Raw genomic sequence first — 25,384 nt, 5'->3', positions numbered from 1 at the left:
GATGAATGCCACGGTGCCCGCCGTGTTCGTGGCAGAATTCGGGTGCTGCAGTTCCGGGTACACGCCTATGCAGTTCAGGGCACCGCAGTGAGTTCGCTGCCGTGAGTCCGCTGCCGTGAGTCCTGTGCGGCGAGCATGGGCAGGCGGATGGACAGGCGGGACGTGCGGACTGCTGGTTCCGAGAACTGGTGCACATGAGAGAGACGCAGCGCACGAGCGCTGCCGGACGAGAGAGACGGTCCTCGGGGGCCTGCATGAGGAGACGCTGACGTGAAGCTCGAGCTTTCCGGGATCACCAAGCGGTTCGGGCCGCTGGTGGCCAACCGCGACATCGGCCTCGTCGTCGAACCCGGTGAGATCCACGCCCTCCTGGGCGAGAACGGCGCGGGCAAGTCGACGCTGATGAACGTCCTCTACGGCCTCTACCGGCCCGACGGCGGACAGATCCTCATCGACGACCGGCCCGTGACCTTCTCCGGCCCCGGCGATGCCGTGGCCGCCGGCATCGGCATGGTCCACCAGCACTTCATGCTCGTCCCGGTGTTCACTGTCGCCGAATCCCTGGCGCTCGGCTACGAGCCCACGAAGGGCATGGGTCTGCTCGATCTCGCCTCGGCCCGGGAGACGGTGCGCACGATCTCCGAGCGCTTCGGGTTCGACATCGACCCCGACGCGATCATCGAGGACCTGCCCGTCGGCGCCCAGCAGCGGGTGGAGATCATCAAGGCGCTCTCCCGAGACGCGGAGATCCTCATCCTCGACGAGCCCACCGCCGTGCTCACCCCGCAGGAGACCGACGAGCTCATCGAGATCATGAAGCAGCTGCGCGAACAGGGCACCTCGATCGTCTTCATCACCCACAAGCTCCGCGAGGTCCGCGCGGTGGCCGACAAGATCACCGTGATCCGCCGCGGAGCCGTGGTGGGCGAGGCGTCCCCGGAGTCGAGCGAGTCCGAGCTCGCCGGGCTCATGGTCGGCCGCGACGTCCACCTCACCACCGACAAGGAGCCCGCCCGGCCCCAGGACGAGACCTTCCGCGTCGAGGGCCTCACCGTGCTCGACAAAGCCGGGTTCGTCGTCGTCGACGATCTGAGCTTCGGGGTCCGGCAGGGGGAGATCCTCGCTGTCGCCGGCGTCCAGGGCAACGGTCAGACGGAGCTCGCCGAGGCGATCATCGGCCTGCGTGAACCGCACTCCGGCACGATCTCGCTCGACGGCCGCAGGCTCGGCGGCGATTCCGTGAAAGCGCGCCTGGCCTCCGGGATCGGATTCGTGCCCGAGGACCGGTCGAGCGACGGCGTGATCGCCGGGTTCTCGATCCGGGAGAACATGATCCTCGACCAGTACGACCGCCCTCCCTATGCCAGCGGCCTGGCGCTCAAGCCCGCGGTGATCCGTGAGAAGGCGCTCGAGAAGGTCGAGGAGTTCGACATCCGGCTCACGAGCATCGACGACCCGATCTCCACCCTGTCCGGCGGCAACCAGCAGAAGGTCGTGCTCAGCCGGGAGCTCGGCCGCGAGCTCAGCCTGCTCGTCGCCAGCCAGCCCACCCGCGGACTCGACGTCGGATCGATCGAGTTCGTCCACAAGCGCATCATCGCCGAGCGCGACGCCGGCACCCCGTGCATCATCGTGTCGACCGAGCTCGACGAGGTGCTCAACCTCGCCGACCGGATCGCCGTGATGTACCGCGGGAGGATCGTCGGCATCGTGCCGGCCGACACCCCGCGCGACGCGCTCGGCCTCATGATGGCCGGTGTGCCCGAGGACGAGGCGCTCGCCCGCGTGGCCGACGGCTCGGCCGTGACGACCGTATCCCAGGCAGCCGAGGGAGATCTTCCATGACGAACGGCACGAACCCGAGCGAGGCTCCCGGAACGGAGACCTCGGTGACGGGGCAGGAGCAGCCGGCCGACACCTCGGCTGCGGGCGGCACCCCCGCCGCGGGCGGGACCCCGGCTGCGGGGGGAACCCCTGCGGCGAACTCGGTGCTGCGCGACATCATGTCCGGGTCCTGGCTCGTCTCCGTGCTGTCGGTGGTCGTGGCGCTCGCGCTCGGCGGCGTGCTCATCGCCGCAGCGGATCCCGACGTGCAGGCCACGCTCGGCTACTTCTTCGCCCGGCCCGGAGACTTCTTCATCGTGGCCTGGCAGACGGTGTCCGAGGCGTACATGGCGCTGCTGCGCGGCTCGATCTTCGACTGGGAGGCGCGCAGCCTGGTGCGGGCGGTGCGCCCGTTCACCGAGTCGCTCGTCGCCGCGACCCCGCTCATCCTCGCCGGCCTCGGCATCGCACTCGGCTTCCGCTCGGGCCTGTTCAACATCGGTGGCCAGGGCCAGGTGGTGCTCGGCGCGATGTTCGCCGGCTACTTCGGCTACGCGCTCGGCCTGCCGCCGGTCATCCACTTCCTGTTCGCGCTCGTCATGGCCGCGCTCGGCGGGGCGATCTGGGCCGGCATCGCCGGTGTCCTCAAGGCGCGCACCGGCGCGAACGAGGTCATCGTCACGATCATGCTCAACTCGATCGCGGGCTACCTGCTGTCGTACCTGCTCACGCAGAGCTGGTTCAAGGCGACGAGCTCGGCGAACCCGGCCTCGCGTACGATATTCGACACCGCAGCGCTGCCGCCGCTGCTGCCCGATCCGTTCCGCCTCCACCTGGGATTCGTCGTCGCGATCCTCGCCACGCTGTTCGTGTGGTGGCTGCTCGAGCGCTCGACGCTCGGGTTCGAGTTCCGGGCCGTCGGCGAGAACCCGGACGCCGCCCGGACCGCGGGCATCTCCGTGAGCCGGGTGACGATCCTCGTGATGATCATCGCCGGCGCGCTCGCCGGCCTCGGCGGGGCCGCCCAGGTGCTCGGCACCGAGGGCAAGCTCACCGGGGGTGTGGCCGGCACCATCGGCTTCGACGCGATCACGGTGGCGCTGCTCGGCCGGTCACGGCCGCTCGGCACGTTCCTCGCCGGCCTGCTGTTCGGCGCGTTCAAGGCCGGCGGCTACCTCATGCAGTCGCAGACCGGCACCCCGATCGACATCGTGCTCGTCGTGCAGTCGATCATCGTGCTGCTCATCGCGGCCCCGCCCCTCGTCCGTACGATCTTCCGACTCCCGACCCCGGCGAAGAAGGTGGCAGCATGAGCACCGTCGCACCCGACAGGACCCCGCAGCCCCCCGACCCGAGCTCCGGCCCGGGCGGCGCGGCGGCACCGGCAGCAGCACCCGTGAAGCAGCGGGCGTGGAAGTACCCCGTCGTCTACTCGGTGCTCGCCCTCGCCTCGCTCCTGGTGTTCGGCCTGCTCGCCGGCGGCGGCAAGCAGACGACGTTCACCTTCGCCTCGCGCAACGACTTCTTCACCATCCCGCCGCTCCCGGTGCCGTCGAGGGCGACCTGCGTGGCGCTCGGCCTCGTGCTCGTCGTCTTGGCGGCGGTGTCGATCTGGGCGACGTTCACCCGCCGGCGCCTCGGCGTATGGTTCCCGCTCCTGTTCGGCATCGTGTTCGTGTTCGCGTTCCTCACCTGGTCCGCCGCCGGGGCGGGGCGGATGCCGGTGACGGCGCTCCTCGCCGGGGCGCTCGCGCTGTCGGTGCCGCTGATCTTCGGCGCGATGTGCGGTCTCGTGGGGGAGCGCTCGGGCATCATCAACATCGCGATCGAGGGCCAGCTGCTCGCCGGCGCATTCCTCGCAGCGGTCGTCGCCTCGGCGCTGCAGAACCCGTACGCGGGGTTGTTCGCCGCACCGATCGCGGGCGCTCTGGTGGCCGTGGTGCTGACGTTCTTCGCGGTGCGCTACTGGGTGGACCAGATCATCATCGGCGTCGTGCTCAACGTGCTCGTCGTCGGTGTGACGAGCTTCCTGTTCTCCACCGTGCTCACGCAGGATCCGGCGACGTGGAACGCGCGCCAGCAGCTGCCCAACCTGCCGATCCCGCTGCTGTCGGACATCCCGGTGATCGGGCCGGTGCTGTTCAACCAGAACATCCTCGTCTACCTCATGTACGTCGTCGTCGTCGCGCTGCAGATCTTCATCTTCCGCTCGAAGTGGGGGCTGCGGATGCGGGCGATCGGCGAGCACCCCAAGGCCGCGGACACCGTGGGCATCAACGTCAACCGCAACCGCGTGCTCAACACTCTGCTCGCCGGCGCGATCGCCGGTCTGGGCGGTGCGTTCTTCACCATCGGCTCCGGGCTGGCGTTCGGCAAGGAAATGTCGGCCGGGCAGGGGTACATCGCGCTCGCCGCGATGATCCTGGGCAAGTGGAACCCGATGGGCGCGCTGTTCGCAGCGCTCCTGTTCGGCTTCTCGAAGAACCTCGCGAACGTGCTGTCCGCGATCGGCACCCCGGTGCCCTCGCAGCTGCTGCTCATGCTGCCCTACGTCGTCACGGTGCTCGCCGTCGCCGGCTTCGTCGGCCGCGTCCGCGCACCCGCCGCCGAGGGCAAGCCGTACATCAGCCAGTGACTTGAGCTGGTGACTACAGCCAATGACTTCAGCTGGTGGCTTAAGCCAATGACTTCAGCTGGTGGCTACAGCCGGTGACTACAGCCGGTGGCTTCAGCCAATGACATCGAAGGAGGCATCTGATGCGTGAGTTCCCCGCCGAGGTGTGGGCCCGTCTGCAGGACGCGGCGCGCGACGCCGTCACCCGGGCGTACGTGCCGTACTCCGGCTACCCGGTGGGTGCGGCGGCACTCGTCGACGATGGGCGCGTGGTGACCGGCTGCAACGTCGAGAACGCGTCCTACGGCGTAGGGCTGTGCGCCGAGTGCGGGCTCGTGTCCGACCTCGCGCGCTCGGGGGGCGGACGGCTCGTCGCGTTCGCGTGCGTCGACGGCGCGGGGGAGAAGCTCGTGCCGTGCGGTCGCTGCCGCCAGCTCCTCTACGAGTTCGGCGGCCCGGACCTCGTGCTCGCGATGCCGAGCGGGCACCTGCCGATGTCCGCAGTGCTGCCCGAGGCGTTCGGCCCGGACCACCTCACCGACTACGAGCTGCGCCGGAAGTGACGTGCAGAATGACGTGCAGGATGTGCGGTGCTGTGCTCGCGGAGGTATAGCGCGACGCGCAGGAACCAGCGGGTGAGGTGCGATCCGAACCGGTGATGACCGCACTCGCAGACGTCCTGCACGACTCGCGGCCAGGCGATGGGGCAGACTGGTGCCAGTGCCACCTCGGCCTCGGTGCCGCGGCCCCGTTCGGGGCACGAGGGTCTGTGACGCGGACCCACCCGAGGCCAGCCGGTCTCCGACCCGGGGCCGACCCGGAGACCGGACCATCACAGCCCGCCGACCATCACGATCAACCGGACACGCCGCTCACCGGCCGCCGCGGCTGAGGATCCGCCGGACCGACACCTGCCATCACCACGCACCACGGAAGGAAGCATGCCGAACTCCACCCCGCTCGAGGCCTTCGACGCCGTCGATGTCATTCGGACCAAGCGCGACGACCAGGTGCTGAGCCCCGCTCAGATCGACTGGGTGATCGACGCCTACACCCGCGGCGTCGTCGCCGATGAGCAGATGTCCGCGCTCGCGATGGCGATCTTCCTCAACGGCATGACCGACGAGGAGATCGGCGCCTGGACCCACGCGATGATCGCCTCGGGGGAGACCATGGACTTCTCCGGGCTCGACCGCCCCACCGCCGACAAGCATTCCACCGGCGGGGTCGGCGACAAGATCACCCTGCCGCTCGCACCCCTCGTCGCCGTGTTCGGGGTGGCGGTGCCGCAGCTCTCCGGCCGCGGTCTCGGCCACACCGGCGGCACGCTCGACAAGCTCGGGGCGATCCCCGGCTGGCGCGCCGACCTGAGCAATGACGAGATGCTCGCGATGCTGCGCGATCCGGGAGCAGTGATCTGCGCGGCCGGCGCGGGTCTGGCTCCGGCCGACAAGAAGCTCTACGCCCTGCGCGACATCACCTCGACGGTGGAGGCGATCCCGCTCATCGCCTCGTCGATCATGTCGAAGAAGATCGCCGAGGGCACCGGTTCCCTCGTCCTCGACGTCAAAGTCGGTTCCGGGGCATTCATGAAGGATCACGCCTCGGCGAAGCGCCTGGCCGAGACCATGGTGACGCTCGGCCGCAACGCCGGGGTGCGGACGAGCGCGTTGCTCACCGACATGTCCACGCCGCTCGGTCTGACGGTGGGCAACGCACTCGAGGTGCGAGAAGCCGTCGAGGTGCTCGCCGGCGGCGGGCCCGCCGATGTCGTCGACCTCACCGTGGCGCTCGCCGAGGAGATGCTCCGCCTGGCGGGGGCGAACGATGTCGATGTGCGCGCCGCGCTCACGGACGGCCGCGCGATGGATGTGTGGAAGACGATGATCGAGCGCCAGGGCGGCGATCCGGATGCCGATCTGCCGCGGGCGAAGGAGACCTCGGAGGTGGTTGCCGAGTCCGACGGGGTCCTCATGGAGCTCGATGCGCTGGCCGTCGGGATGGCGTCGTGGCGCCTGGGAGCCGGACGCGCGAAGAAGGAGGACCCGGTGCAGGCCGGAGCCGGCATCGAGATCCACGTGAAGCCGGGCGAGGCCGTGCGCAAGGGGCAGCCGATCCTCACCCTCCATACCGACGAACCGGCCCGCTTCGCCCGCGCCGAGGAATCGCTCGCCGGGGCGATCGTCGTCGAACCGGCTGCGGAGGGTGCCGACGCCGCAGCCGCATCGATCGTCCTCGAGCGCATCGGCTGAGCGAACGGGCAGGGCGGATGAGTTGAGCGCATGAGCTGAGCGGACGGGCAGCAGGGCGCATGAGCAGGACGCATGAACAGGACGGACGGGCAGGGCTGATGAGCTGCAAGCTCCGTTGTGGGCGACAGGCGGATGCACCTGGCGGACGCCGCTCGTCGAGCGTCGCTCCGGTGAACGCCGGCTGTCGAACGCGTATTGCCGAACGTCTCCTGCCGAATGCCGGCTACCGAGTACAGCCTGTCGAAACTCTTCTGCCGAGTCCCGCCTGCCGAACGGCTCCTGCCGAACACCTGCTCGAGCTGGACGGTTCCTGACGAGTCCCGCCTGCTGAACGGCTCCTTCCGAACACCTGCTCGAGCTGGACGGCCCGAGCTTCACCCCATGAACTTCACCACTGAGAACCGAACCGAATGGAGAACACCATGACCTCTCGCGCTGATGCCGCCGCCCTCATCGACCACACGCTGCTCAAGCCGGAGAGCACGGCTGCGGACGTCGCCGCGCTCGTCGCCGAGGCCCGTGACCTCGGCGTTCTGGCAGTGTGCGTGTCGCCGAGCCGGCTGCCGCTCGCAGACACCGGTGACCTCGTGGTCGCGACGGTGTGCGGTTTCCCATCCGGTGCGCACGCGTCCGAGGTCAAAGCGGCAGAAGCGAAGCGGGCCGTGGCCGACGGCGCCGACGAGGTCGACATGGTGATCAACCTGGGCCTGGCGAAGGCCGGGGGCTTCGACGGGGTCGAGGCGGACATCCGGGCCGTCGTCGAGGCCTCCGGTGGAGCGCTCGTCAAGGTCATCATCGAGTCGGCGGCGCTCACTGACGAGGAGATCGTCGAGGCGTGCCGTCGGTCCGAGGCTGCGGGAGCCGACTTCGTCAAGACCTCGACCGGGTTCCACCCGGCCGGGGGTGCGAGCGTGCACGCCGTCGAACTCATGCGGAAGACTGTGGGAGACCGCCTGGGGGTCAAGGCCTCCGGAGGCATCCGCGATGCGGAAGCCGCCGAGGCGATGATCGCGGCGGGAGCCTCCCGGCTGGGTCTGTCCGGTTCGAGGGCGGTGCTCGATGGGATGGAGTGATCCCGCGGCAGTCGGAGTAGATTCTCGACGCGGCAGTTCGGGTACCCGGTAGTTCGCGTACCCGGCAGGCGGACCACACGGTATCAGGGGCTGGCCGAGCACTTTGTCGGGGTGCTCAGTCGAGGCGTTGTGTCGGGCCCCCTTTCCAGCTCACCCGAATCCTCCCGAGCTGCGCGGTAGTCATGAGGTCGCAGGCGGGAGGGGCTCATCCGGGCCACTCATAGTCGTCGATCCAGGTCCATGGATCGTGCGCCTCGAAGTGGGCTGCGTGTTCGGACCCGACCGGGTCGGGCAGAGGACGGGTGGCCGTCGTGTCCGCGCCGGACGCTCGCCACACCGTTCGGTCCACATGGGCTTCGGCGAGGAGCCGGCTGCGGGTCTTCATGTCGTGATGGTGCTTGCACAGCGGCTGGAGGTTCTCGACCACCGTGAGTCCACCGGAACCGGGGTCGTCGTGATCGAACGGAACCACATGGTCAATCTCGCAGTGCTGGGCGGACACATCGCAACCGGGTGCCGCGCACGTCCGCCAACGCGACCGGGTGGTGCGGCGGAGAGCATCCGGGATGCAGTACTTCGTGGCGGCGATCGGCAGCACGGTGCCGTCGACGGGGTCGGTGAGCAGCCGCTCGAGGTGGGGAGCGCGAGCAACGATGTCTCGGGCGGTCTCCGCCGGGATCGGGCACGTACCGTCGAGCTCCGCGGGCAGGTTCGACTCGTCGACCGAGCTCCATTCGTCCAGCAGGGACATCACGGGCACGGTGACGGTGACCGCAGCCTGTCGGCGCAGCCATTCCTCATGTGTGGGGCACGTGAGGGTGACGGAGTAGATGTAGGCGTTCTCGGTCTCACCGAGGTCGGGGATCTCACTGAGCCCGCGCAAGCGCTTCATCCGTCGAGTTCTCGAGGCCGTATGGCGGTGCGTGCGCGCTTCATCTGCCGTCGGCGGCGAGTGATCCGAGTCGTTCGTATCGCTCGACGACGGGGAATCATTCGATGGTGCATGGCTGGACTGAGGGATGTCGCGCGCGCAATCAGCGGGTGCGTCCCCGGAAAGCGCCGGACCGGTTCGGGCGCCGCTGGCAGGCGAGGTGCCGGAACCCGCTGTGTTGGAATCCGTGGCGCCGGAACCTGAGGAGCCGGAACGCGAGGTGCCTGCGAACGTCGGCTCTGCCGAGGTGGTGCTGGAACCCGAGGTGCTGGAACCTGCGGTGTTGGAATCCGTGGCGCCGGAACCTGCGGTCCTAGAACCAGAGGTGCTGGAACCCGAGGCGCTGGAACCCGAGGTACCCCCGAACGACGCATGTGCATTGGACGACTGCGAAGACGATTGTGAAGACGACGTGTCAGCAGACGAAACGGTGACGGGCGGGGTGACGTTCGGCGCCGGGCCATCGAGTTCGACGACGGTGACATCGATGGTCGGGGTGGCCCGCGTGATGATGTCGAACATGAGTTCGTGGAGCGCGCGAGCGTCGACGATCGCCTGGCGACTGCGGTCGAGGCCGAACGCATCGGCGTGATTGAGCGAGATCGCCTTCGCCATTGCGCGTGTGCGCTGGTACAGGGCATCGAGGGCGGTGACGGGTCCGGTGAGCGTGAGTCTGGCGGTCCCGTCGCGCCACCGGTCGATCCGCACTGTCCGGTGGCGCGCACGCTCCTTCTCGAGGTGGTCGCGCCCGGCGAGCAGCGCGGCCTGCCTGTCGAGGAGGATCCCCAGCCGATGCGGTGTGAGGTCGTGTGGGCGGCCGACTGCGTACTCATCGAGACGACGGACGAGCGCCAGCGGCAGATCGCGCGCCTTCTTCATCGTGGTGCGCAGCTTGACCCACGTCGACTCGCCGACGAGAACGGCATGGCGCATGAGCGGCAGACCGAAATAGGCGAGGAGGCTGTCCGCGGCGGCGCTGGTCGCCTGCGCGGTCGTCATGCTCAGGCGCTGTGCAAGTGCGATATCGAACCCGTCCTTGAGCGCCGCACGCACCTCCGCCCGGAACGGCGATGACGCGTGCTGCGATGAAGCCGCACCTTGCGACGGCTCCGGAGACCAAGTTGATTCCGGATGCTGGGCCGAGCCGGGAGTCCATGCTGATTCCGGGTGCACTTCCGATCCAGGGTGCTGAGCCGATCCCGGGACAGACCCGGTCGCTGCAGTGGCGGGGCGGCGGCGCCGATCGCCGAGCAGTCCGAACAGCGTGCGTACCTCGTCCGGGTTGTGCGTCGTCGCGAGGTATCCGAGCGAGGCCTGGGCGACCGCGACGAGCTCTTCGAGAGCAGCGACATCCCGCAACCGGGACACCTGGGCCACGCGCTCGTGGAGCCGGTCGAAATGGACAGCAGACTCCGCGAACAGAGCTGCACCGCTGCGGCCGTCCTCAGGCTGCCACGGAGAGTGGACGTCCTCCTGCCAAGGCGCGTGCGGAGAGCCGGAGTCGACTGGACCAGATCCCTCGAACAGGTCAGGACCCTCGAACATCGCGTCACCAGCGAGCAGTGCCTGGAGGTCGCGGAGGTCTCCGGGCGCGGCGAAGCGAGCAGGGTCGGCGGAGACCGAGTATTCCGATGGACGGTCCTCAGTGTCGGCTGCCGCGCACGCGGCGAAAAGACGGTAGTCGAACCCGTGGGTTGATCCGATCGCCATTGCCTCGTTCCTTTCGCTATGTTCTAATCATAATAGAACGTATACCAGAAGTGAAGGGGGTATGGGCAATGATGTTCGAATTCCTCCTGGGTACAGTGTATGCGGTGATGGGCACAGTGATGGTGCGTGGCCGGGCGCCCGCAGGCACGGCCGGTGGATCTCCGAACGTAACCGGGCGCGCGGCTTCCTGCCGAGGCGTCTCCCTACCGGAGCGACTCGACAGAGTCCCGACTGTGGCAGCGCCCCAGGTGCGACAGAATCCCAGGTGCGACAGAGCCCCAGGTGCGACAGAGCCCCAGGTGCAACAGAGCCCCACGTGCAACAGCGGCGCAGAATATGACCGGGCCGCAGGTATACAGGAGCCCCCCCCGGCGTGTCAGAGCCCGAGGTACTCCTGCACGGCGGTGATGAGCTCATCGAGCGCGGAACGGGCGTGCGCCACGGGATCGGCACCACCCTCGGCGCCTTCACGAGCCCCACCGCTGCCGGTGACCTCGAGATAGCACTTGAGCTTGGGCTCGGTCCCGGAGGGGCGGATGATCACGCGGCCTCCGGAGGCGGTGAAGATCGCGACCCCGTCGGTCGGCGGCAGCGCGTCGAGTCCTTCGGCCATATCGACCACGCGCGTCACGGGTGAGTCTGCGAGCACCTCGGGCGGAGACGTGCGGACCCGCTCCATCGCCTCGGCGATGAGCACCGTGTCCTGCATGCGGAAGGTGACCGGGGCGGTGAGGAAGACGCCATCGCGCTGTCGGATCCGAGCGAGCTCCGCCTCCACCGTGGAGCCTGCACCGGCGAGTTCGGAGACCAGTCCGGCGAACACGATCGAGGCCGAGATGCCGTCCTTGTCGCGCACGGCCTGTGGGGCGACGCAGTACCCGAGTGCCTCCTCGTAGCCGAACACCAGTCCGGGCACCCGCGAGATCCACTTGAAACCGGTCAGGGTGTTGGCATGCGTGAGTCCGTGGGCTGCGGCGACGGCGCTGAGCGCCTGTGAGCTCACGATCGAGTTCGCCAGCACCGCCGCGGCTCCACCCACGTCGACCCGCGAGGCGATCCGTTCGCCGAGCAGGAGTCCCACCTCGTCCCCGGTGAGCTGCCGGTACGTCCGCACAGCGGTCTCCGGAGCGTTCGGGGCCGTAGGTGAGGAATCTGCCGGCAGCGGCGCCGGAGTCGTCGGGTCTCCGTGCGCTGGGCCCGGCGACGAGCCTGTGTGCTGTGCGTGCTCTGCGACCGGGATCGCGGCGCTGAACCGGTCGGCATCCGGGTCGTGGGCGATGATGAGGTCGGCGTCGACCTGCGCTGCGAGGTCGAGCGCCGCGTCGAGCGCACCGTGCTCCTCGGGGTTGGGGAACGCGACTGTCGGGAACTCGGGATCGGGGTCCGCCTGGGATCCGACGACGTGGACATCGGTGAAGCCGCAGCGTTCGAGGGCCCTCAGCGCGGTCTGCCCGCCGACACCGTGGAGCGATGTCATGACGATCCGCACCGGCGTCTGCCGGCGCTCGCCGAGCGCGTCGATGTGCGCCAGGTACTCCTCGACGATCTCCTCTCCGGCCATCTCCCACCCGGACTCCGCGCGCGGCGTCTCGGCGACCGACGGGACCGCTGCGATCGCCTCGGCGATGAGTGCGTCGAAGGGCGGCACGATCTGCGCTCCGGCGCCCGCCCGGATGACCTCCGGGTCCTCGGTGCCGCTGAGCACCGCGGCCAGCGGCGCTTCGCCGAGGTACACCTTGTAGCCGTTGTCGGCCGGCGGGTTGTGGCTCGCGGTGACCATGACGCCGGCATCGGCGCCGAGGTGGTTGACGGCGAGTGCGAGCACGGGAGTGGGCAGCTGGGCGGGGAGCAGGATCGCGCGCCCGCCGGCCGCAGTCACCACGGCGGCGGTGTCGCGCGCGAAATCTGCGGAGCCGTGGCGGGCGTCGCAACCGATGACGACGGTGAAGCCCTCGCCCAGTGTGTCGCGGAGGAAGTGGGACACGCCGGCGGCAGCCCGGATCACCACGGCGCGGTTCATTCGGTTGGGTCCGGCGGCGATCGCGCCGCGCAGGCCGGCGGTGCCGAAGCTCAGCGGAGCGAGGAACCGGTCCTCGAGCTCGGCGCGGGCCTGGGTGGCGGCGTCGGGAGCACCTGGGCCCGGAGCACCTGGGCCCGGAGCCTCGGCGGCCGGGTCAGCAGAATCCGAGGAGACGGGTTCCGAAGGAGCAGGCCCGTCTCCGGCGTCGGCCGTCGTCGTCCCCGCGGTCCCGACGGCCGCCTCGAGGAGGTCCTGCAGCTCGGCGCGCGTGACGGGGTCCGGGTCGTCGGCGATCCAGTCGCGCACCACCTGTGCGTCGAAGCCGCTGCTGAAGCGGTCGGCCACCCGCGCCATCTCAGGCATCACCGTCGGCCGTGTGTGCGGCCTGCTCACGGGCGATCCGCTCGACGATCCGAGCGAGCAGATCGGAGATGCGCGGACCGGCAGCCTGCCCGGCCTCGATGACCTCGGCGTGGGACAGCGGCTCATCGGACACACCGGCCGCGAGGTTTGTCACGAGCGAGATGCCGAGGATCTCGAGTCCGGCCTCACGGGCGGCGATCGCCTCGAGCGCGGTCGACATGCCCACCAGGTCGGCGCCCATGATGCGCGCCATGCGCACCTCGGCCGGGGTCTCGTAGTGGGGGCCGCGGAACTGGGCGTACACGCCCTCGTCGAGGCTCGGGTCGATCTCACGGGCGACTCCGCGCAGGCGGGAGGAGTAGAGGTCGGTGAGGTCGACGAAGGTCGCGCCCTCGAGTGGGCTCGCCGCGGTGAGGTTGAGGTGGTCGGAGATGAGGACCGGGGTGCCGGGTGCCCAGTCGGGGTTGAGCCCGCCGCACCCGTTGGTGAGGACGAGAGTGGAGCAGCCGGCTGCGGCGGCGGTGCGCACTCCATGGGCGACGGCGCGGACGCCGCGGTCCTCGTAGAAGTGGGTGCGGGCGCCGAGCACGAGCGCGGTCTTCCCGGTGTCGCCCACTCGCACGCTGCGCAGCGTGCCGCCGTGGCCGGCGACGACGGGGGAGTGGAAGCCGGGGACCTCGGCGGCGGGGAGCTCGGAGATCGTCTCGCCGATGAGGTCGGCGGCCTGGCCCCACCCGGAGCCGAGCACGAGCGCGATGTCATGGGAGTCGACCCCAGCTGCCTCATTGATGACGGCGGCGGCGCGGGCCGCGAGGGCGCTGGGCTCGGTGGCATCGGACCCGGTGGCATCGGATCCGGCATCGTCGGGCCCGATGCCGGTGGACTCGATGTCTGTGCGCTCGGTGGGCGCGGAATCGCTAAGCTGAGATTCGGTCATGGGACGACACTACCGAAAGGTCGGCGGCCCACTGCTGATCCACTCCACACCCGCCACGATGAAGGTGACTCGATGACGATCCGTCCGTTCGCGCCCGGCGACGACCTCGCCCTCAACGAGGTGTTCCACGACGCCTCGACCCCGGCCGGCCACGTGGTGCGCAATCTCTTCCGCGCCGACTCCGAATCCCCGGTCTCGCGCTGCGTCGTCGCGACGCTGGCCGACTCCGAGGCGGGAGAGGGTTCCGGTTCGCGGGCGGGTTCCGGCTCCGGCCCGTCCGACGGTGCGAGCGACATCCTCGTCGGGGCCGCCGCGATCGCCGAATCACCGGCCCACCCGGAGCGCGCCTGGGTGCATGTCGAGGTCGCGGAATCAGAGCGCCGCCGAGGTGTGGGCCGGGATCTGCTCGCCGCCGTGCGGGAGCGGGCCGCCGGCACCGTGGTCGCGGACCTGCCGCTGCGCGCCCGGGTGGAACCCGGAGCCGCGGGCGAGGCGGCGGCGCAGGCAGTCGGGTTCTCGCCGCTGTTCACCACGCGCGTGGTCGAGGTGGCGCCGGGTGCGCTCGGCAGCCTGGGTGCGGACCGGCTCGAGGACTTCGAAGTCACGGCGACCGGTTCGGTGGCGCTGACCCGGGCGTTCGGCGAGTGGTACACGGGTGTCAATCGCGCGGATCCCGCGGCCGAGATGACGATCGGCCAGGTCAATACCCGGTTCCTCTCCGAGGCCGCCGGCGCCCACGGGGCGGCGCTGCTGCGCGCGGCGGGTTCCGGGAAGGCAGAGTCGGGGAAGGACCGCGAGGTGACGACCTTCGCGGTGTCCTACGCCCGGCCGGAGACCGACACTGCCGCGGATGCGGGGGCACCGGTCTCCGAGTCGCCGACTGCCGAGCTGCCGCCCACCGAGCTCACGCTCGGATCGATGTACGACGCCCAGGCCGACACAGTGGGCGACGGTTCCATGGATGCGTCCGATGACCCAGCCTTCCAGGCGGCGCTCGGGGATGCGGCGGTGCTGCTCGCCCGGCTCAGCGTCGACACCCCGGTCGCACTCGAGGTGACGAGCGAGATGCCGGTGCTCAGCGCCCTCGTCGACGGCCTGCTCGAGGCGGGCCAGGCACGGGTCCTGCAGACGTACGTGACCCTCGGGTCGGAGTGAGCTCGATCACCGGCCGATCCGGGTACGGAACACCCCGGTTCAGGTGCGGTCGAGCAGACGGGTGACATCGACGGGGATCGCGCGCTCTGCCGTGACGTACCAGCCGCGCGTCTGACCGCCGGGGCCCGCTGGGAGGTCGCGCAATCCGACCTCGGCGAGCTCCCCGGCGGTGCGGGCACCGATGACGAGCATCGGGCCGAGCCCCGGGACCCGTGCGAGCGGTGACGAGTAGCCCGGCGTGTGCTGGAGCGGCCAGCCGATGACGCATGCCGGAGCCGTCAGGGCTGTGGTGAGGTCCGATGGATCCGTGAGGTGCGCCTCGAGCACGGCGAGGAGCGTCTGCCTCACCTCGGCTGCGTGCCACGCCTGCTCCACACCGGTGACGAGCAACGGCGTCAGGGCCGCGGTGGTGCGCACACTGAGCACCGGACCATCGATGTCCGGGACCCACGTCACGGCCTCACCGCACGGCCCGACGCCGATCTCCACACCGCTGCTCGCGGCGCGGCCCGGCTCTGCGCCGATGATCCCAGCAGCCCCGGTCGCCGAACTCTCAGATCGATGCGGATCGGCACCGCTCGTACGGCGTCGTGCCGACCGGTGCACCCAGTGGTCCACGTCGCTGTTGCGACCGAAGTCACCTGCATCGATCACCGACACCCGAACACGAGGCGAGCCACTGCGGATCGGCACTGCTCGATCGGCATCGCACCCGGCCCCGCGGCACTCCGTGTCGTCGCGGTGGTGTCCCTCCGCCCCGATCGAGGTGCCCGGGACAGGCGGAACGCGGTCAGAGCATGTGTGCGAGAGCTGGACATCGGCCCCCTGCGGGCCGGTTGAGGACGAAACGGGACCCAGGACGACTGCGCGCCCGGGAGGCCAGGCTCCGGAGAACCTCCGAGTCTGGAGTCCGAGGTGCGCGGTCTCCTGCGGATCGGCCGGCGGGAAGATCACACGCGTTCGGGCCCGCGCGGCGATGGGTGAATGGAGGATCCGCCGGCCGGCCGCGATGACGAACGCCGTCGGGGACCGCCCGGCACCCGACGTCAGCAGCGCTTCCAGGCGCGAGAGCCTGCGGGTGCCCTCGAGCGTCCGGAGCAGCGCATCGAAATCGTCGATGCAGATCATCCTGGGCCGCGGGTCGTCATCGGTCTCGAGGAGCCCCAGGAGGTACTCGACGGCCCACACCTCGGCGTGATCGGCCACGATGAGCTCACCGGGCTCCGCGCCGTCTTCGTGGTTCCTGGTGTCGAGGATCTCCTCGACGGTCCGGTCGCGACGGCCCCGGGTGAGGAGCACGACGCGGCTGCCGGTGCTCACCGCTGCCGCAGCGAACGACTGCACCGCCGTGCTCGTGCCGCGACCGCGCCCGCCGGTGATGATCACGGATCCGTCCCGAACGGGATCCCATATCCAGCGCGCCGTCCGGTTCTCGTCCGGGAAGTCGAGGAGTCCGAGGTCGGTGGATGACAGCGCGGCATGCGATACGGGCATCGGCGGCAGGACGATCCGCCGCCGAGTGCGGCCGGTGGATCCGGCGATGAAGTGCTGCGAGACCGAGACGAGCGCAGGGACGGTGAGCGCGGCTCCCGTCGTCGGTCCGGGGGCGGGCAGCGCGGCGGAACCGGACATCGTGTCGCGCGGCGCCGGGCTGCGGGTCGTCGCCCGCCGGCCGAGCAGAGCAGTCCAATCCACCCTCGGCGGGGCCGGCGGGTGCTGAGCCGGGGACACGGTGACCTGCGCGGCCCTGAACAGCTCGGGCGGCCCCGTGCGGCTGAGGAGTGCAGCACCGGGGTCGTCGGGCCGCAGGTGCGCGGCGGCGTCGGTTCCGATCACCTCGATCGAGTCGGCGGAGTCGCGCACGCGCAGGGCGAGGCGCAGGGAGATGTTGGCCTTCATGCGTGAGGTGACGATGCCGGAGGGCCGTTGAGTGGCGAGGATGAGGTGGATGCCCAGGGAACGGCCGAGCGCGGTGAGCGATTCGATCATCTCCACTCCGGCGGGATTGTCCTGGATGAGAGCCTGGAACTCATCGATGACGACGACGATGCGGGGCAGCGCGGTGCGGTCGTCGGAGTGCTGGATCGCAGCGTTGAGGGCATCGATGTCGGGGCACCGCTGCTCGGCGAGCAGGGCCTCTCGTCGCAGGATCTCCGCCCGCAGACTTCGGAGCGCACGCATCGCCTGGGTCGGTTCGAGATTGTCGACGACGGCATCGACGTGGGCGAGCTCGGCGAACGGTGCGAACGCCGCTCCGCCCTTGAAGTCGATGAGGACGAAACGCAGTTCGTCCGGGGAGAGCACGGCGGACAGCGCGGCGACCCAGGTCTGGAGCAGCACCGACTTGCCGCTGCCGGTCGTCCCGGCCACGAGTGCATGCGGGCCGTCCTCGACGAGGTCGACGAGCAGGGCTCCGGTCGACGTGGATCCCAGCGGCACCCGCGTCGCCCCGGTGGGTGCCGATCCGGTGGATGATGGCCCACTGGGCACGGAACCTCCGGGTACGGAACCCCTGGGCACGGTACCGCTGCGTGCCGTATCTCTGCGTGCCGTGGAGTCGTGGACCGAGCCCCAAGCGCTTCTCCAGTCGCTGGGTGACGATCTGAGGCCGGCGCGGGAATCCGTCGACCCACGCGGACCGCGAATGAGGAATGTGTCGGCGATGGCCGGCCTCCCGCCGGCTCCTGAGGCGCCGGCCTCCGGATCCGATTGCTCGTGGCCATGGTCTGCAGAGAGCTCGGCAAGGAGTTCGTCGAGGGTGCGGGACGCGGGAACAGCTCCGACCGGAGCCGCGGGCGGGGGAACGAGCTGGAGGAATCGCTCGGGGCGCAGGCGTCGCAGCTCGATGGCTCCGCCGAGCGGGACCGGGTGGCGGCGCGGACGCGGCGCATCGACCAGGGAGAGTTCGGCGGTCGACAGGGGAGTCGTGCAGTCGATCCGCCATCGCGGCACCACCTCACCAGGCGGTGTCGCACGAGAGGTGAACCGCCCGGACTCACCGAGGCTCGCCGTGGAAGCGGGGCAGCGGATGGACACGGTGATCTGGCCGTCGTCATCATCTCGGCGGTGCGGAACCGGAGCCGGGGCCGGAACCGGAGCGGGAACCGCAGGAAGCACAGGCGATTCTGTGCTGTCTAGCGATGTCATGCGGGCTTCGTCGAGCATCGCTGTGGGGGAGCCGGCTCGGGTGCCCGTTACGCGAGGTCGCCTGGCTCGGTCATCAGGCGCAAGGGGGTCCGTCGAGGATCCCGACGGCACCGCTGCAGGAATCCGTGGCGCCAACTCGATGGTAATGCCGGAACCGGCGACCCGATCTGCCGAGCCATCGGCTGCGGCTACGTCGACGCCGTACCCGGTGAGCTCGGGGAACACCTCGGCGACCGAGCTGTCGGCGAACGCCACCGGCAGTCCGAGAGCGCGGGCACTCGCGACGACGGCGCGTACGACGTCGCCGACGACCTCCGGCACTCCGCTGACGTCGAGGTCGACTGCGCTCGGGTCGAACAGCAGTGCACAGTCCTCGAGGACGGGGTGCACCGATCCCCGGCCCACCGGGGGACTGCCGACTGAGCCAACGGCCGCCGAATCATCGCCCGCCGCATCTCTGCCTGTCGCTCCATGGTCCGCGCGGCGGCGACCCGCACGGTTTCGGCCCGGCACTGTGTTCTCCGCGCCCTTGCCGGCCGTATCACGGTCGAATGTCGTGTCCGCGTGGCGGTCGCGGGACCGTCGATCGACCTGTGAACCGACAGCCTCGGTGACGGCTCCCGTGGACCCGTCGATCACGGCGACCGGCACCGACAACCGGTCGAGGAGACGCGCGATCCCCGGCGGCGTGGACCGGCGATCAGTTCTGCGGTCGGCCCTGTCGACGCCGGGGAGACCGGCCAGGGTGTCAGGGCTCAGAGCCCGACCGTAACCGAGGACGACGAGCCCGGATTCCAGGGGCGTCGCTGCAGCGGTGCTGGTCGCAATGTCGATCCTCGCAGTCACCTCGGCCGCGTGATCGGTGAGCGCTCGGCGGAACTTCACGACGGATTCTGCCGATTCCCGCTTCCACCGGCGGGTCTCCATGCGCCAGCGCACGCCGGCGGTGAGCGGGCCGGACAGGGTGAACAGCAGGAACCACCACATTCCGGTGACGAGGACGAGGACGATTCCCAGGACGAGCGGCAGGAGGTAGAAGATCCACGAGGGCGGCTCGGGAGGTCGGACCTCCGGCGGCTCGGGTCCGTGCAGGGTCACTGGTCCCGGCGGAGACGGTGGGCCGGAGGGATGGATCGACACCCGGGTGCTGCCGAGTCGGAACGACTGCGGGCCGGCGGGGTCGACGGCGACGGTTCGTTCGACCCCGCCGCACGTGCCCAGCGTGATCCCGCCGGGGCCGTTTCCCATGAGCAGCGGGGTGCGGCTGAGGAAGGGGTCGGCAAGAGGGCGGTCGGCGTCGCACGTCCGCCCGAGGCTCCAGGTGCCGGGCGGGAGCGCGTGGGCGAACCCTGAATCGGGACCTGCCGAGTATTCCACGAGAGTGCCGCTGTTTCCGCCGGTGCCCGCCAGCCGGTCGCCTCGGCTTCCGGGTTCGGGATCGATGAGGACTGCGGTGGCGCGTGCACACCAAGTCTGCCAGGTGTCGTCGAGGGTCGGCGGGTCGCCCGTGCACCCGCGCGGGCGGCAGTCGGAGACGTCGATGATGGTGGATGGGCGGGCGAAGGGCGCGGCCTCGGGGTTCGGATGCGCGGGTAGGAAGTGTTCCTCTGCGGGCGGATGGGCGCCGGCTCCCGATGTGCCGGGTGCGTGTGCGCCCGGCTCCGTCGCATCGTCGACCGCGGCGAGCAGGGCCGAGAGCACGGCCCGTGCCGAATGCTCTCCGGGGGCAGCCACTCGAAGGATTCGGGCATCGAAACCGGTGAGCAGGTGGACGAGCAAAGAGGGCATACGCCGAGGCTATGGTCGGGGTCCTGCAGCGGCCAGGCCGAAGAAGAGCCTGTGGACAGCGGCACGCTGTCCACAGCGGAATGACCCCGATGCGGCTCGGGCCGTCCACACTTTCGTACGCCGAGGTGGGCTCGAGCCGACGAGGTCGGTCGTCATCCCTCCCGGAGGGCGCCTCGGGCGCGAGCGGTGGCGGTCAGCTCGATACCGCGGGGCACGAACGGGGAGACGAGCGCGGGGCGATAGCGCGCGGAGAGCACGATCTCCACACTGCGGTCGTCCGGCGATTCGCCCTGGACGTCGAGACCGCGGAAGCGGGACGACACCTGCGCGCGGTCGAGGTAGCTCTCGGCTTCTCGCTGCACGGCTACATCGGTGAAGATGATCGCCGGGTCCGAACCGTAGTCCGGCTCGAACGAGTCGGCGGCCGCGAGCGCCGCCGAGTCCGCGAGCGCGTAGAGCTTGCGATGCGCGAGGTAGATGTCGGTGATCACGGCGCCGAGGATGACGAGGACGAGCGCGATCGTCGTGAATCCCACGGCCAGCGGCATGATCGAACCCTCATCGGAGCACAGCGCGGTCCCGAGCCGCTGCTTCCGCACTGCACCGGCGTGCCTGCGAACAGCCTGCCCGGATGTGCGCAGCCCACGGGAACGCAACCCGGAAAAGTTCCTCCACCGGCGCATTGCGATCACCGGTCCGCATCCACGGAGCTCGGCGACCCAGCGTTCGCGAACCCAGCTTTCGCGAACCCAGCACTGGGGGACCCAGCATTCGGTGACTCAGTGTTCGGTGACTCAGTGTTCGGAGACGCAGCGTTCGGAGACGCCGTATACGGGGACACGATGTCGGAGTGCGCGGCGCGCACGGTGACGTGCGGGGCCGAATCGCGGCCGAACAGTGCGGGCAGACCGAGGACCGGGACCCGGGTCTCGACGTGCGCGGTGACCGTCGAGCCGGCCTCGTCACAGGGTCCGCTGCATTCGAGGCGGATCGCCCAGCGCGCATCCTCGACACCGAAGTCCTCGAAATGGAGGCGCGCCATCGCCTCGGCCCGGGCGCCAGCGGAATCGGGGTAGCGCGCGGCGGCCCGGGCGGCATTGATCGCCGTCGTCTGGGTGGCGTAGGACCCGGCCTGCACCTGGCCGAGCGAGAGCACGAGGTAGACGAGGGGAATGAGGAGGACGACCGAGGCGAAGATGAACTCGATGGGCGCCGACCCGCGGTCGGATACCACTGCCGCACGGGTCCGGGGGAGTCGCTGTGTCGGCACGTCTCAGCCCTCGATGTCCTCGGCGATCGCGCGGCCGCTGAGCTCCCACACGCCCTGCGGTCCAAGGAGTCCGAGCACCGGGATCGGGGTCGTCACCGTGACGGTGACGATGTTCGTCCCGGAGACTGCGGACTCGGTGACCTCGATGTCCTGTGCATAGCCATCCCCGATCCCCGCGGTGATGAGGGCCCGGGCGAGGCGTGCGCCGTCGGCCGGCTCCTGGTCGGCGAGAGCAGCCTGGCGTGCCCCCGCGACGGCGGAGTCCGTCACCGTGTTGCGCACGTGCACGGCGATGCACAGCTGGAGCACCGAGACGAAGACCAGGCTCAGCAATCCGCTCACCATGACGAACTCCGCAACGGCGGAACCGGCATCGGGGCGCGCGGCCGAGCGGGAACCGCGACGGGGCTCGGGACGGGACTCCGGACCGAACTCGGGACGCACAGCGAGTCGGATCCCCGAACCGGCCCGGTGGCGTTCGCGGCAGGTGCCGGCAGGTCGGGGTATGCCGGGGGTTCGGGCCGAGCCGGCGGCCCGGGCTTTGCTGGCTGCTCGGGAACTGTCGACTGTTCGCGGAATGCCGGCTGTTCGGGAATTGCCGCTGCCCGGCCACCGCTGCCACCGGGTCAGTGGGCAGGAACTGAGGTTCTTCATGGTTCAGCCGGCGCTGCGGACCTTGTCCATGGAGTCCTGGAACATCGAGGTGAACGCTTCGCCGGCGAGCGCCCAGAGGGCGACCACGAGAGCGGCGGTCATCATCGTGATGAGAACCCAACCGGGCACGTCGCCGCGATCGCTGCGTGCCGCTCGGCGGGAGCCGGGCGCGCGATCATCGAGCGCGACGAGGGCAGTGAGGAACAGGAACAGACGGGTGAAGATCCTCGTGGTCATGGTGGGTACCTTTCTCAAGGGGGGGACCGGTCTGCGGCGACCGGGTCTCAGATGGTCGGTTCTCGGGTGGCGCAGTTTCAGTTGCTCTGGGCTCAGTCGATCGGGTCGCGGGCGTGTGCAGAGGAACAGGTCACCTCATCCCGTGAGCTCGAGAACGGCGAGGGAGGGGAACACGGCGAACAGGACGGTGATCGGGAGGACGAAGAGGACAACCGGCACGAGCATCCCGACCTCCTTCTTCCCACTGAGCTCCATGAGGTGTCGGCGGCCCTCGTCCCGGACGTCGGCTGCCTGCGCCCGGAGCACCTCGGCGAGTGGGGTGCCGCGGGAGATCGCGACGGCGATGCCATCGACGAACTGGACGATGCTCGGGATGCTCGTGCGCTTGCCGAGGTTGTCGAGAGCCTCGACGAGCGGGGTGCCGGTCCGCGCCTCGGCGAGGGTGAGTCGGAGCTCCTCGCTGAGCTCCCCGGTCGTGCTCCGGCACGAGCGCTCGAGCGCGTCGACGGTGCCCTCGCCGGCGGTGATCGACAGGGCGAGGAGCTCGGCGATCGTCGGGAACTCGGCGAGGATCCGGGCCTCGCGCTGCTGGACGCGGCGGGTGAGAAGCCAGTCGTTGGCGAAGTGCCCACCCAACCCGCAGATGGCGACGATGAGGATGAAGGCCACGGGATTGAATCCGCGTCCGACGGCGACGACGGTCGCGAGCCCCGATCCGACGACCAGACCGGCCGCGACGAGGAGCAGCTGCAGCGCCCGGAACCGCTCGACCGTCTCGTTCCGGCCCAGTCGAGCGAGGCGGGCAGTGACGCTCGCGTCCACGGTCAGTCGCGATGACAGCCAGCGGCCGAGGCGCCGCACGGCGGAGCGGGCGACACCCCGGATCCCGGCGTCGGTGGGGACAGGGGGACCGTAGAGCTCGGCGACGCGGGGGCGGTCGCGCAGATAGGGGCCCACGCGGTCATCGAGGGTCGGCCTGCGGAACACGGGAAGATTGAGCACGAAGAACGCGAGCGACAGGCCGAGCACCAGGCCGGTGCCGATGACGGCTGCGGGATTGAAGGGGTTGAGGTGCTCCATCAGTCACCTCAGGACCCGCGGTTCGGCCGGGAGGCGACCGATCCGCTTCATCACGGTGTAGGCGGCCAGGGAGACGACGAGGCCGACGAGGAGCAGCGTCGCCCCTGCCGGCGTGTTGTATGCGGCGGTGGTCTGCGGGCGGCTGGCGAGGAGCGCGAGCACGACCCACGGCGCGGCGACGGCCAGACGTGCCCCGGTGACGGTCCAGCTCTGCCGCGCCTGGAGCTCCGCGCGGGTGCGGGAGTCGTCCCGGACGAACTGGCTCAGCGTCTTGAGCATGACTCCGAGATCGGTGCCGCCGACCTCACGGGTGACGGCGAGGGCGGCGACGATGCGGTCCGCCACGGGGTCCGCGCACGCGATCTTGAAGCGATCGAGCGAGAGGGCGAACGACCCGGTGGCCCGGTACTCCTGGGCGAACACGGTGAACAGCGGGCGCAGCTGTTCGGGACCGCGGACGCTCAAGCCGCTGATGGCCTCCGGCAGCGACAGGCCGGCGCGGATCCCGGAGTGGAGGTGGTCGATGGCCTCCGGCCACAGCGTCCGCCGCTCGACCTGGCGGGCGCGGGCCCGCTGGCGCACGATCATGAGCGGTGCGAGCCCGGCGAACAGGCCGAAGCAGGCGCTGATGCTCACCGCACCCGTGAAGAGGTGGGCGAGGAGGAGCACCGCGCCGCCGGTGGCGAGCGAGACGACGAGGAGGTGACCGGGGGAGGCGCGCGGGAAGCCGGCGACGGTGAGCGCCTCGTCGAGCTCGACGAGGAACCGGGGCCGAGGAGTCGTGCGGGGTGGGGTGACCCACATCGACCACCAGATGAGGAACAGTCCGCAGCCGATGCCGAGTCCGCACAGCGCCGCCGCCAGCGAGGTGCTCATGCGGCTTCCAGGATGCTATGGATGTCCTTGCCGACGGCGGCGAAGCGGTCGCCGAGGTGGGTGAAGCCGGGCCCGCGGACGAGCGCACCGTCGTGATCGGTGTGGAAGACGTTCTCGAGCTCGACGACCCCGGCCTCGAGTCCGCCGGGGATCGCGGCGATCTCCTCGACGCGTCGTTGCCCGTCGCGGTCGAGGCGGAGGTGGACGACGAGGTCGATGCTGCCGGCGACGGTCGGGGTGACGAACGTCGAGCCGATGTTCGGCCCGGCGAGGAGCGGCAGGGTGCAGAGCTTGGTGACCGCGGAGCGGGCCGAGTTCGCGTGGATCGACCCCATTCCGGGCAGGCCGCTGTTCATCGCGACGAGCAGGTCGAAGCATTCGGCCTCGCGGACCTCGCCGACGATGAGGCGGCTGGGCCGCATCCGCAGCGCCTCCTTGACGAGCTGGCGGAGAGTGATCTCACCCGTGCCCTCGAGGGAGGGCTGGCGGCATTGCATCGCCACCCAGTCGCGGGCGGGGACAGCGAGCTCGAACACCTCCTCGCAGGTGATGACGCGCTCGCGGGCCGGGATCGACCCGGTGAGCGCATTGAGCATGGTGGTCTTGCCCGCCTGGGTCGCACCCGAGACCACGATGTTGGCCCCCGCGATCACTGCCGCGTCGAGGAAGGCGGCTGCATTGGCCGGCAGTGTGCCGTTGGCCACCAGGTCGTGCAGGCTGCGCGTACGGGTGATGAACTTGCGGATGTTCACCGCCGGGTGCGTGCGCGTGATGTCGGGGAGGACGACGTGGAGCCGGGATCCGTCGGGGAGGGTGGCGTCGACGAAGGGGCTCGACAGGTCGACGCGCCGCCCGGAGGTGCGGAGCATGCGCTCGATGAGGTCGGTGACCTCGGCCTCGGTGAGCAGTGTCGGGGTGAGTTCGCTGACGCCGCGCCGGCTGATGAACACGCCCTGAGGTGCGTTGATCCATATCTCTTCGACCTCGGGGTCGTCGAGGTATTTCTGGAGCACTCCGAACCCGGAGACCTCATCGAATATCCGCCGCCCGGTCTCCTCGGGGTTCGCCAGCAGGGGGAGTGAGCCGGCGAGGGTGCGCTCGTCGTAGTCGTGAATGACCTGGAGGACGAGCTCACGGGTCTGGGAGGGCTCGGTGCGCGGGTCGATGCCACGGGTCCGGATGAGATCGCGGACCTCGGCGGCGATGATGTCGGCGGCGTCCATGGGTTTCCTGTGGGGATCGGGCGCTGAAGCGGTCGGGTGGGGGATGCGTCCCGGATGGGTCGCCCGGGAGGGGTGTTTCGAGAGGGGTACAGGACCCAAAGTAGACGACCGCAGGTCCCCGGACCAGCCCCGGAATCGAAATTGTGGATAACTGTCGAGGAGCCGCCGGGCGATACTTCCCAGTGGCAATGGCAGCGTGCAGGGCGTTCACCTGGAGCGAGTCCCGAGAA

18 protein-coding genes are annotated in these 25,384 nt (G+C 70.0%); 7 read left to right on the top strand and 11 right to left on the bottom strand.

Translation table 11 applies throughout. The annotated features are described in order from the left end of the window. The first annotated feature begins 270 nt into the window (after positions 1 to 270). The 6 genes from MTQ12_RS00365 (at position 271) to deoC (ending at position 7,763) form a co-directional block, all read left to right on the top strand. Positions 271 to 1,845, top strand: coding sequence for an ABC transporter ATP-binding protein (locus MTQ12_RS00365; RefSeq protein ID WP_247423027.1), 1,575 nt, complete (start codon positions 271 to 273; stop codon positions 1,843 to 1,845). Further along, positions 1,842 to 3,137: an ABC transporter permease gene (locus MTQ12_RS00360; RefSeq protein ID WP_247423025.1), complete on the top strand. Its 1,296-nt coding sequence runs from the start codon at positions 1,842 to 1,844 to the stop codon at positions 3,135 to 3,137. Before MTQ12_RS00365 ends, MTQ12_RS00360 begins: the two co-directional genes overlap by 4 nt. Beyond that, positions 3,134 to 4,459, top strand: coding sequence for an ABC transporter permease (locus MTQ12_RS00355; RefSeq protein WP_247423023.1), 1,326 nt, complete (start codon positions 3,134 to 3,136; stop codon positions 4,457 to 4,459). The genes MTQ12_RS00360 and MTQ12_RS00355 overlap by 4 nt, the downstream gene beginning before the upstream one ends. Positions 4,460 to 4,581: 122 nt before the next feature. Beyond that, on the top strand, positions 4,582 to 5,001 hold the full coding sequence (locus tag MTQ12_RS00350) for a cytidine deaminase (RefSeq protein WP_247423021.1): 420 nt from the start codon (positions 4,582 to 4,584) through the stop codon (positions 4,999 to 5,001). 378 nt (positions 5,002 to 5,379) lie between these two features. Continuing rightward, positions 5,380 to 6,690 (top strand): thymidine phosphorylase, encoded by a 1,311-nt coding sequence (locus MTQ12_RS00345; protein WP_247423019.1) that lies wholly within the window; start codon positions 5,380 to 5,382, stop codon positions 6,688 to 6,690. A gap of 422 nt (positions 6,691 to 7,112) precedes the next feature. Continuing rightward, entirely contained in the window at positions 7,113 to 7,763 is a 651-nt protein-coding gene (gene deoC / locus MTQ12_RS00340) for a deoxyribose-phosphate aldolase (protein WP_247423017.1), read from the top strand. Between the two features lie 205 nt (positions 7,764 to 7,968). Here deoC and MTQ12_RS15115 read toward each other — a convergent pair whose 3' ends face one another. The 3 genes from MTQ12_RS15115 to MTQ12_RS00325 all read right to left on the bottom strand — a co-directional run bounded on the left by MTQ12_RS15115 (position 7,969) and on the right by MTQ12_RS00325 (position 13,724). Continuing rightward, on the bottom strand, positions 7,969 to 9,867 hold the full coding sequence (locus tag MTQ12_RS15115) for an HNH endonuclease signature motif containing protein (RefSeq protein WP_247423015.1): 1,899 nt from the start codon (positions 9,865 to 9,867) through the stop codon (positions 7,969 to 7,971). Positions 9,868 to 10,780: 913 nt separating this feature from the next. After that, positions 10,781 to 12,787: a phospho-sugar mutase gene (locus MTQ12_RS00330; protein WP_247423013.1), complete on the bottom strand. Its 2,007-nt coding sequence runs from the start codon at positions 12,785 to 12,787 to the stop codon at positions 10,781 to 10,783. Further along, positions 12,780 to 13,724 (bottom strand): purine-nucleoside phosphorylase, encoded by a 945-nt coding sequence (locus tag MTQ12_RS00325; RefSeq protein WP_247423010.1) that lies wholly within the window; start codon positions 13,722 to 13,724, stop codon positions 12,780 to 12,782. The genes MTQ12_RS00330 and MTQ12_RS00325 overlap by 8 nt, the downstream gene beginning before the upstream one ends. A 72-nt stretch (positions 13,725 to 13,796) precedes the next feature. Between MTQ12_RS00325 and MTQ12_RS00320 the strand changes: the two genes are divergently transcribed. Then, the gene (locus MTQ12_RS00320; protein ID WP_247423008.1) at positions 13,797 to 14,879 is read left to right on the top strand and encodes a GNAT family N-acetyltransferase; all 1,083 of its coding nucleotides are present in this window, start codon (positions 13,797 to 13,799) and stop codon (positions 14,877 to 14,879) included. 39 nt (positions 14,880 to 14,918) lie between these two features. Here MTQ12_RS00320 and MTQ12_RS15110 read toward each other — a convergent pair whose 3' ends face one another. From MTQ12_RS15110 to MTQ12_RS00280, 8 genes are all read right to left on the bottom strand, one after another. Beyond that, positions 14,919 to 19,760: an FtsK/SpoIIIE domain-containing protein gene (locus tag MTQ12_RS15110; RefSeq protein ID WP_247423006.1), complete on the bottom strand. Its 4,842-nt coding sequence runs from the start codon at positions 19,758 to 19,760 to the stop codon at positions 14,919 to 14,921. A gap of 206 nt (positions 19,761 to 19,966) precedes the next feature. Continuing rightward, positions 19,967 to 20,413, bottom strand: coding sequence for a pilus assembly protein TadG-related protein (locus MTQ12_RS00310; protein WP_247423004.1), 447 nt, complete (start codon positions 20,411 to 20,413; stop codon positions 19,967 to 19,969). Between the two features lie 89 nt (positions 20,414 to 20,502). Further along, entirely contained in the window at positions 20,503 to 21,048 is a 546-nt protein-coding gene (locus MTQ12_RS00305) for a hypothetical protein (protein WP_247423002.1), read from the bottom strand. Between the two features lie 39 nt (positions 21,049 to 21,087). After that, positions 21,088 to 21,528, bottom strand: coding sequence for a TadE family protein (locus tag MTQ12_RS00300; RefSeq protein ID WP_247423001.1), 441 nt, complete (start codon positions 21,526 to 21,528; stop codon positions 21,088 to 21,090). Positions 21,529 to 21,741: 213 nt separating this feature from the next. Next, positions 21,742 to 21,975: a hypothetical protein gene (locus MTQ12_RS00295; RefSeq protein WP_247422998.1), complete on the bottom strand. Its 234-nt coding sequence runs from the start codon at positions 21,973 to 21,975 to the stop codon at positions 21,742 to 21,744. Positions 21,976 to 22,110: 135 nt separating this feature from the next. Continuing rightward, entirely contained in the window at positions 22,111 to 23,055 is a 945-nt protein-coding gene (locus MTQ12_RS00290) for a type II secretion system F family protein (RefSeq protein ID WP_137319068.1), read from the bottom strand. Between the two features lie 3 nt (positions 23,056 to 23,058). Beyond that, positions 23,059 to 23,931, bottom strand: coding sequence for a type II secretion system F family protein (locus tag MTQ12_RS00285; protein WP_247422997.1), 873 nt, complete (start codon positions 23,929 to 23,931; stop codon positions 23,059 to 23,061). After that, positions 23,928 to 25,154, bottom strand: coding sequence for an ATPase, T2SS/T4P/T4SS family (locus tag MTQ12_RS00280; protein ID WP_247422995.1), 1,227 nt, complete (start codon positions 25,152 to 25,154; stop codon positions 23,928 to 23,930). Before MTQ12_RS00280 ends, MTQ12_RS00285 begins: the two co-directional genes overlap by 4 nt. Positions 25,155 to 25,384 lie beyond the last annotated feature (230 nt).

The sequence above is a fragment of the Brevibacterium sp. R8603A2 genome (genome assembly GCF_023072605.1).
GTDB lineage: Bacteria > Actinomycetota > Actinomycetes > Actinomycetales > Brevibacteriaceae > Brevibacterium > Brevibacterium pityocampae.
Note: the sequence above shows the minus strand (reverse complement) of the source record. Positions and strands in the feature narration are given on the sequence as shown.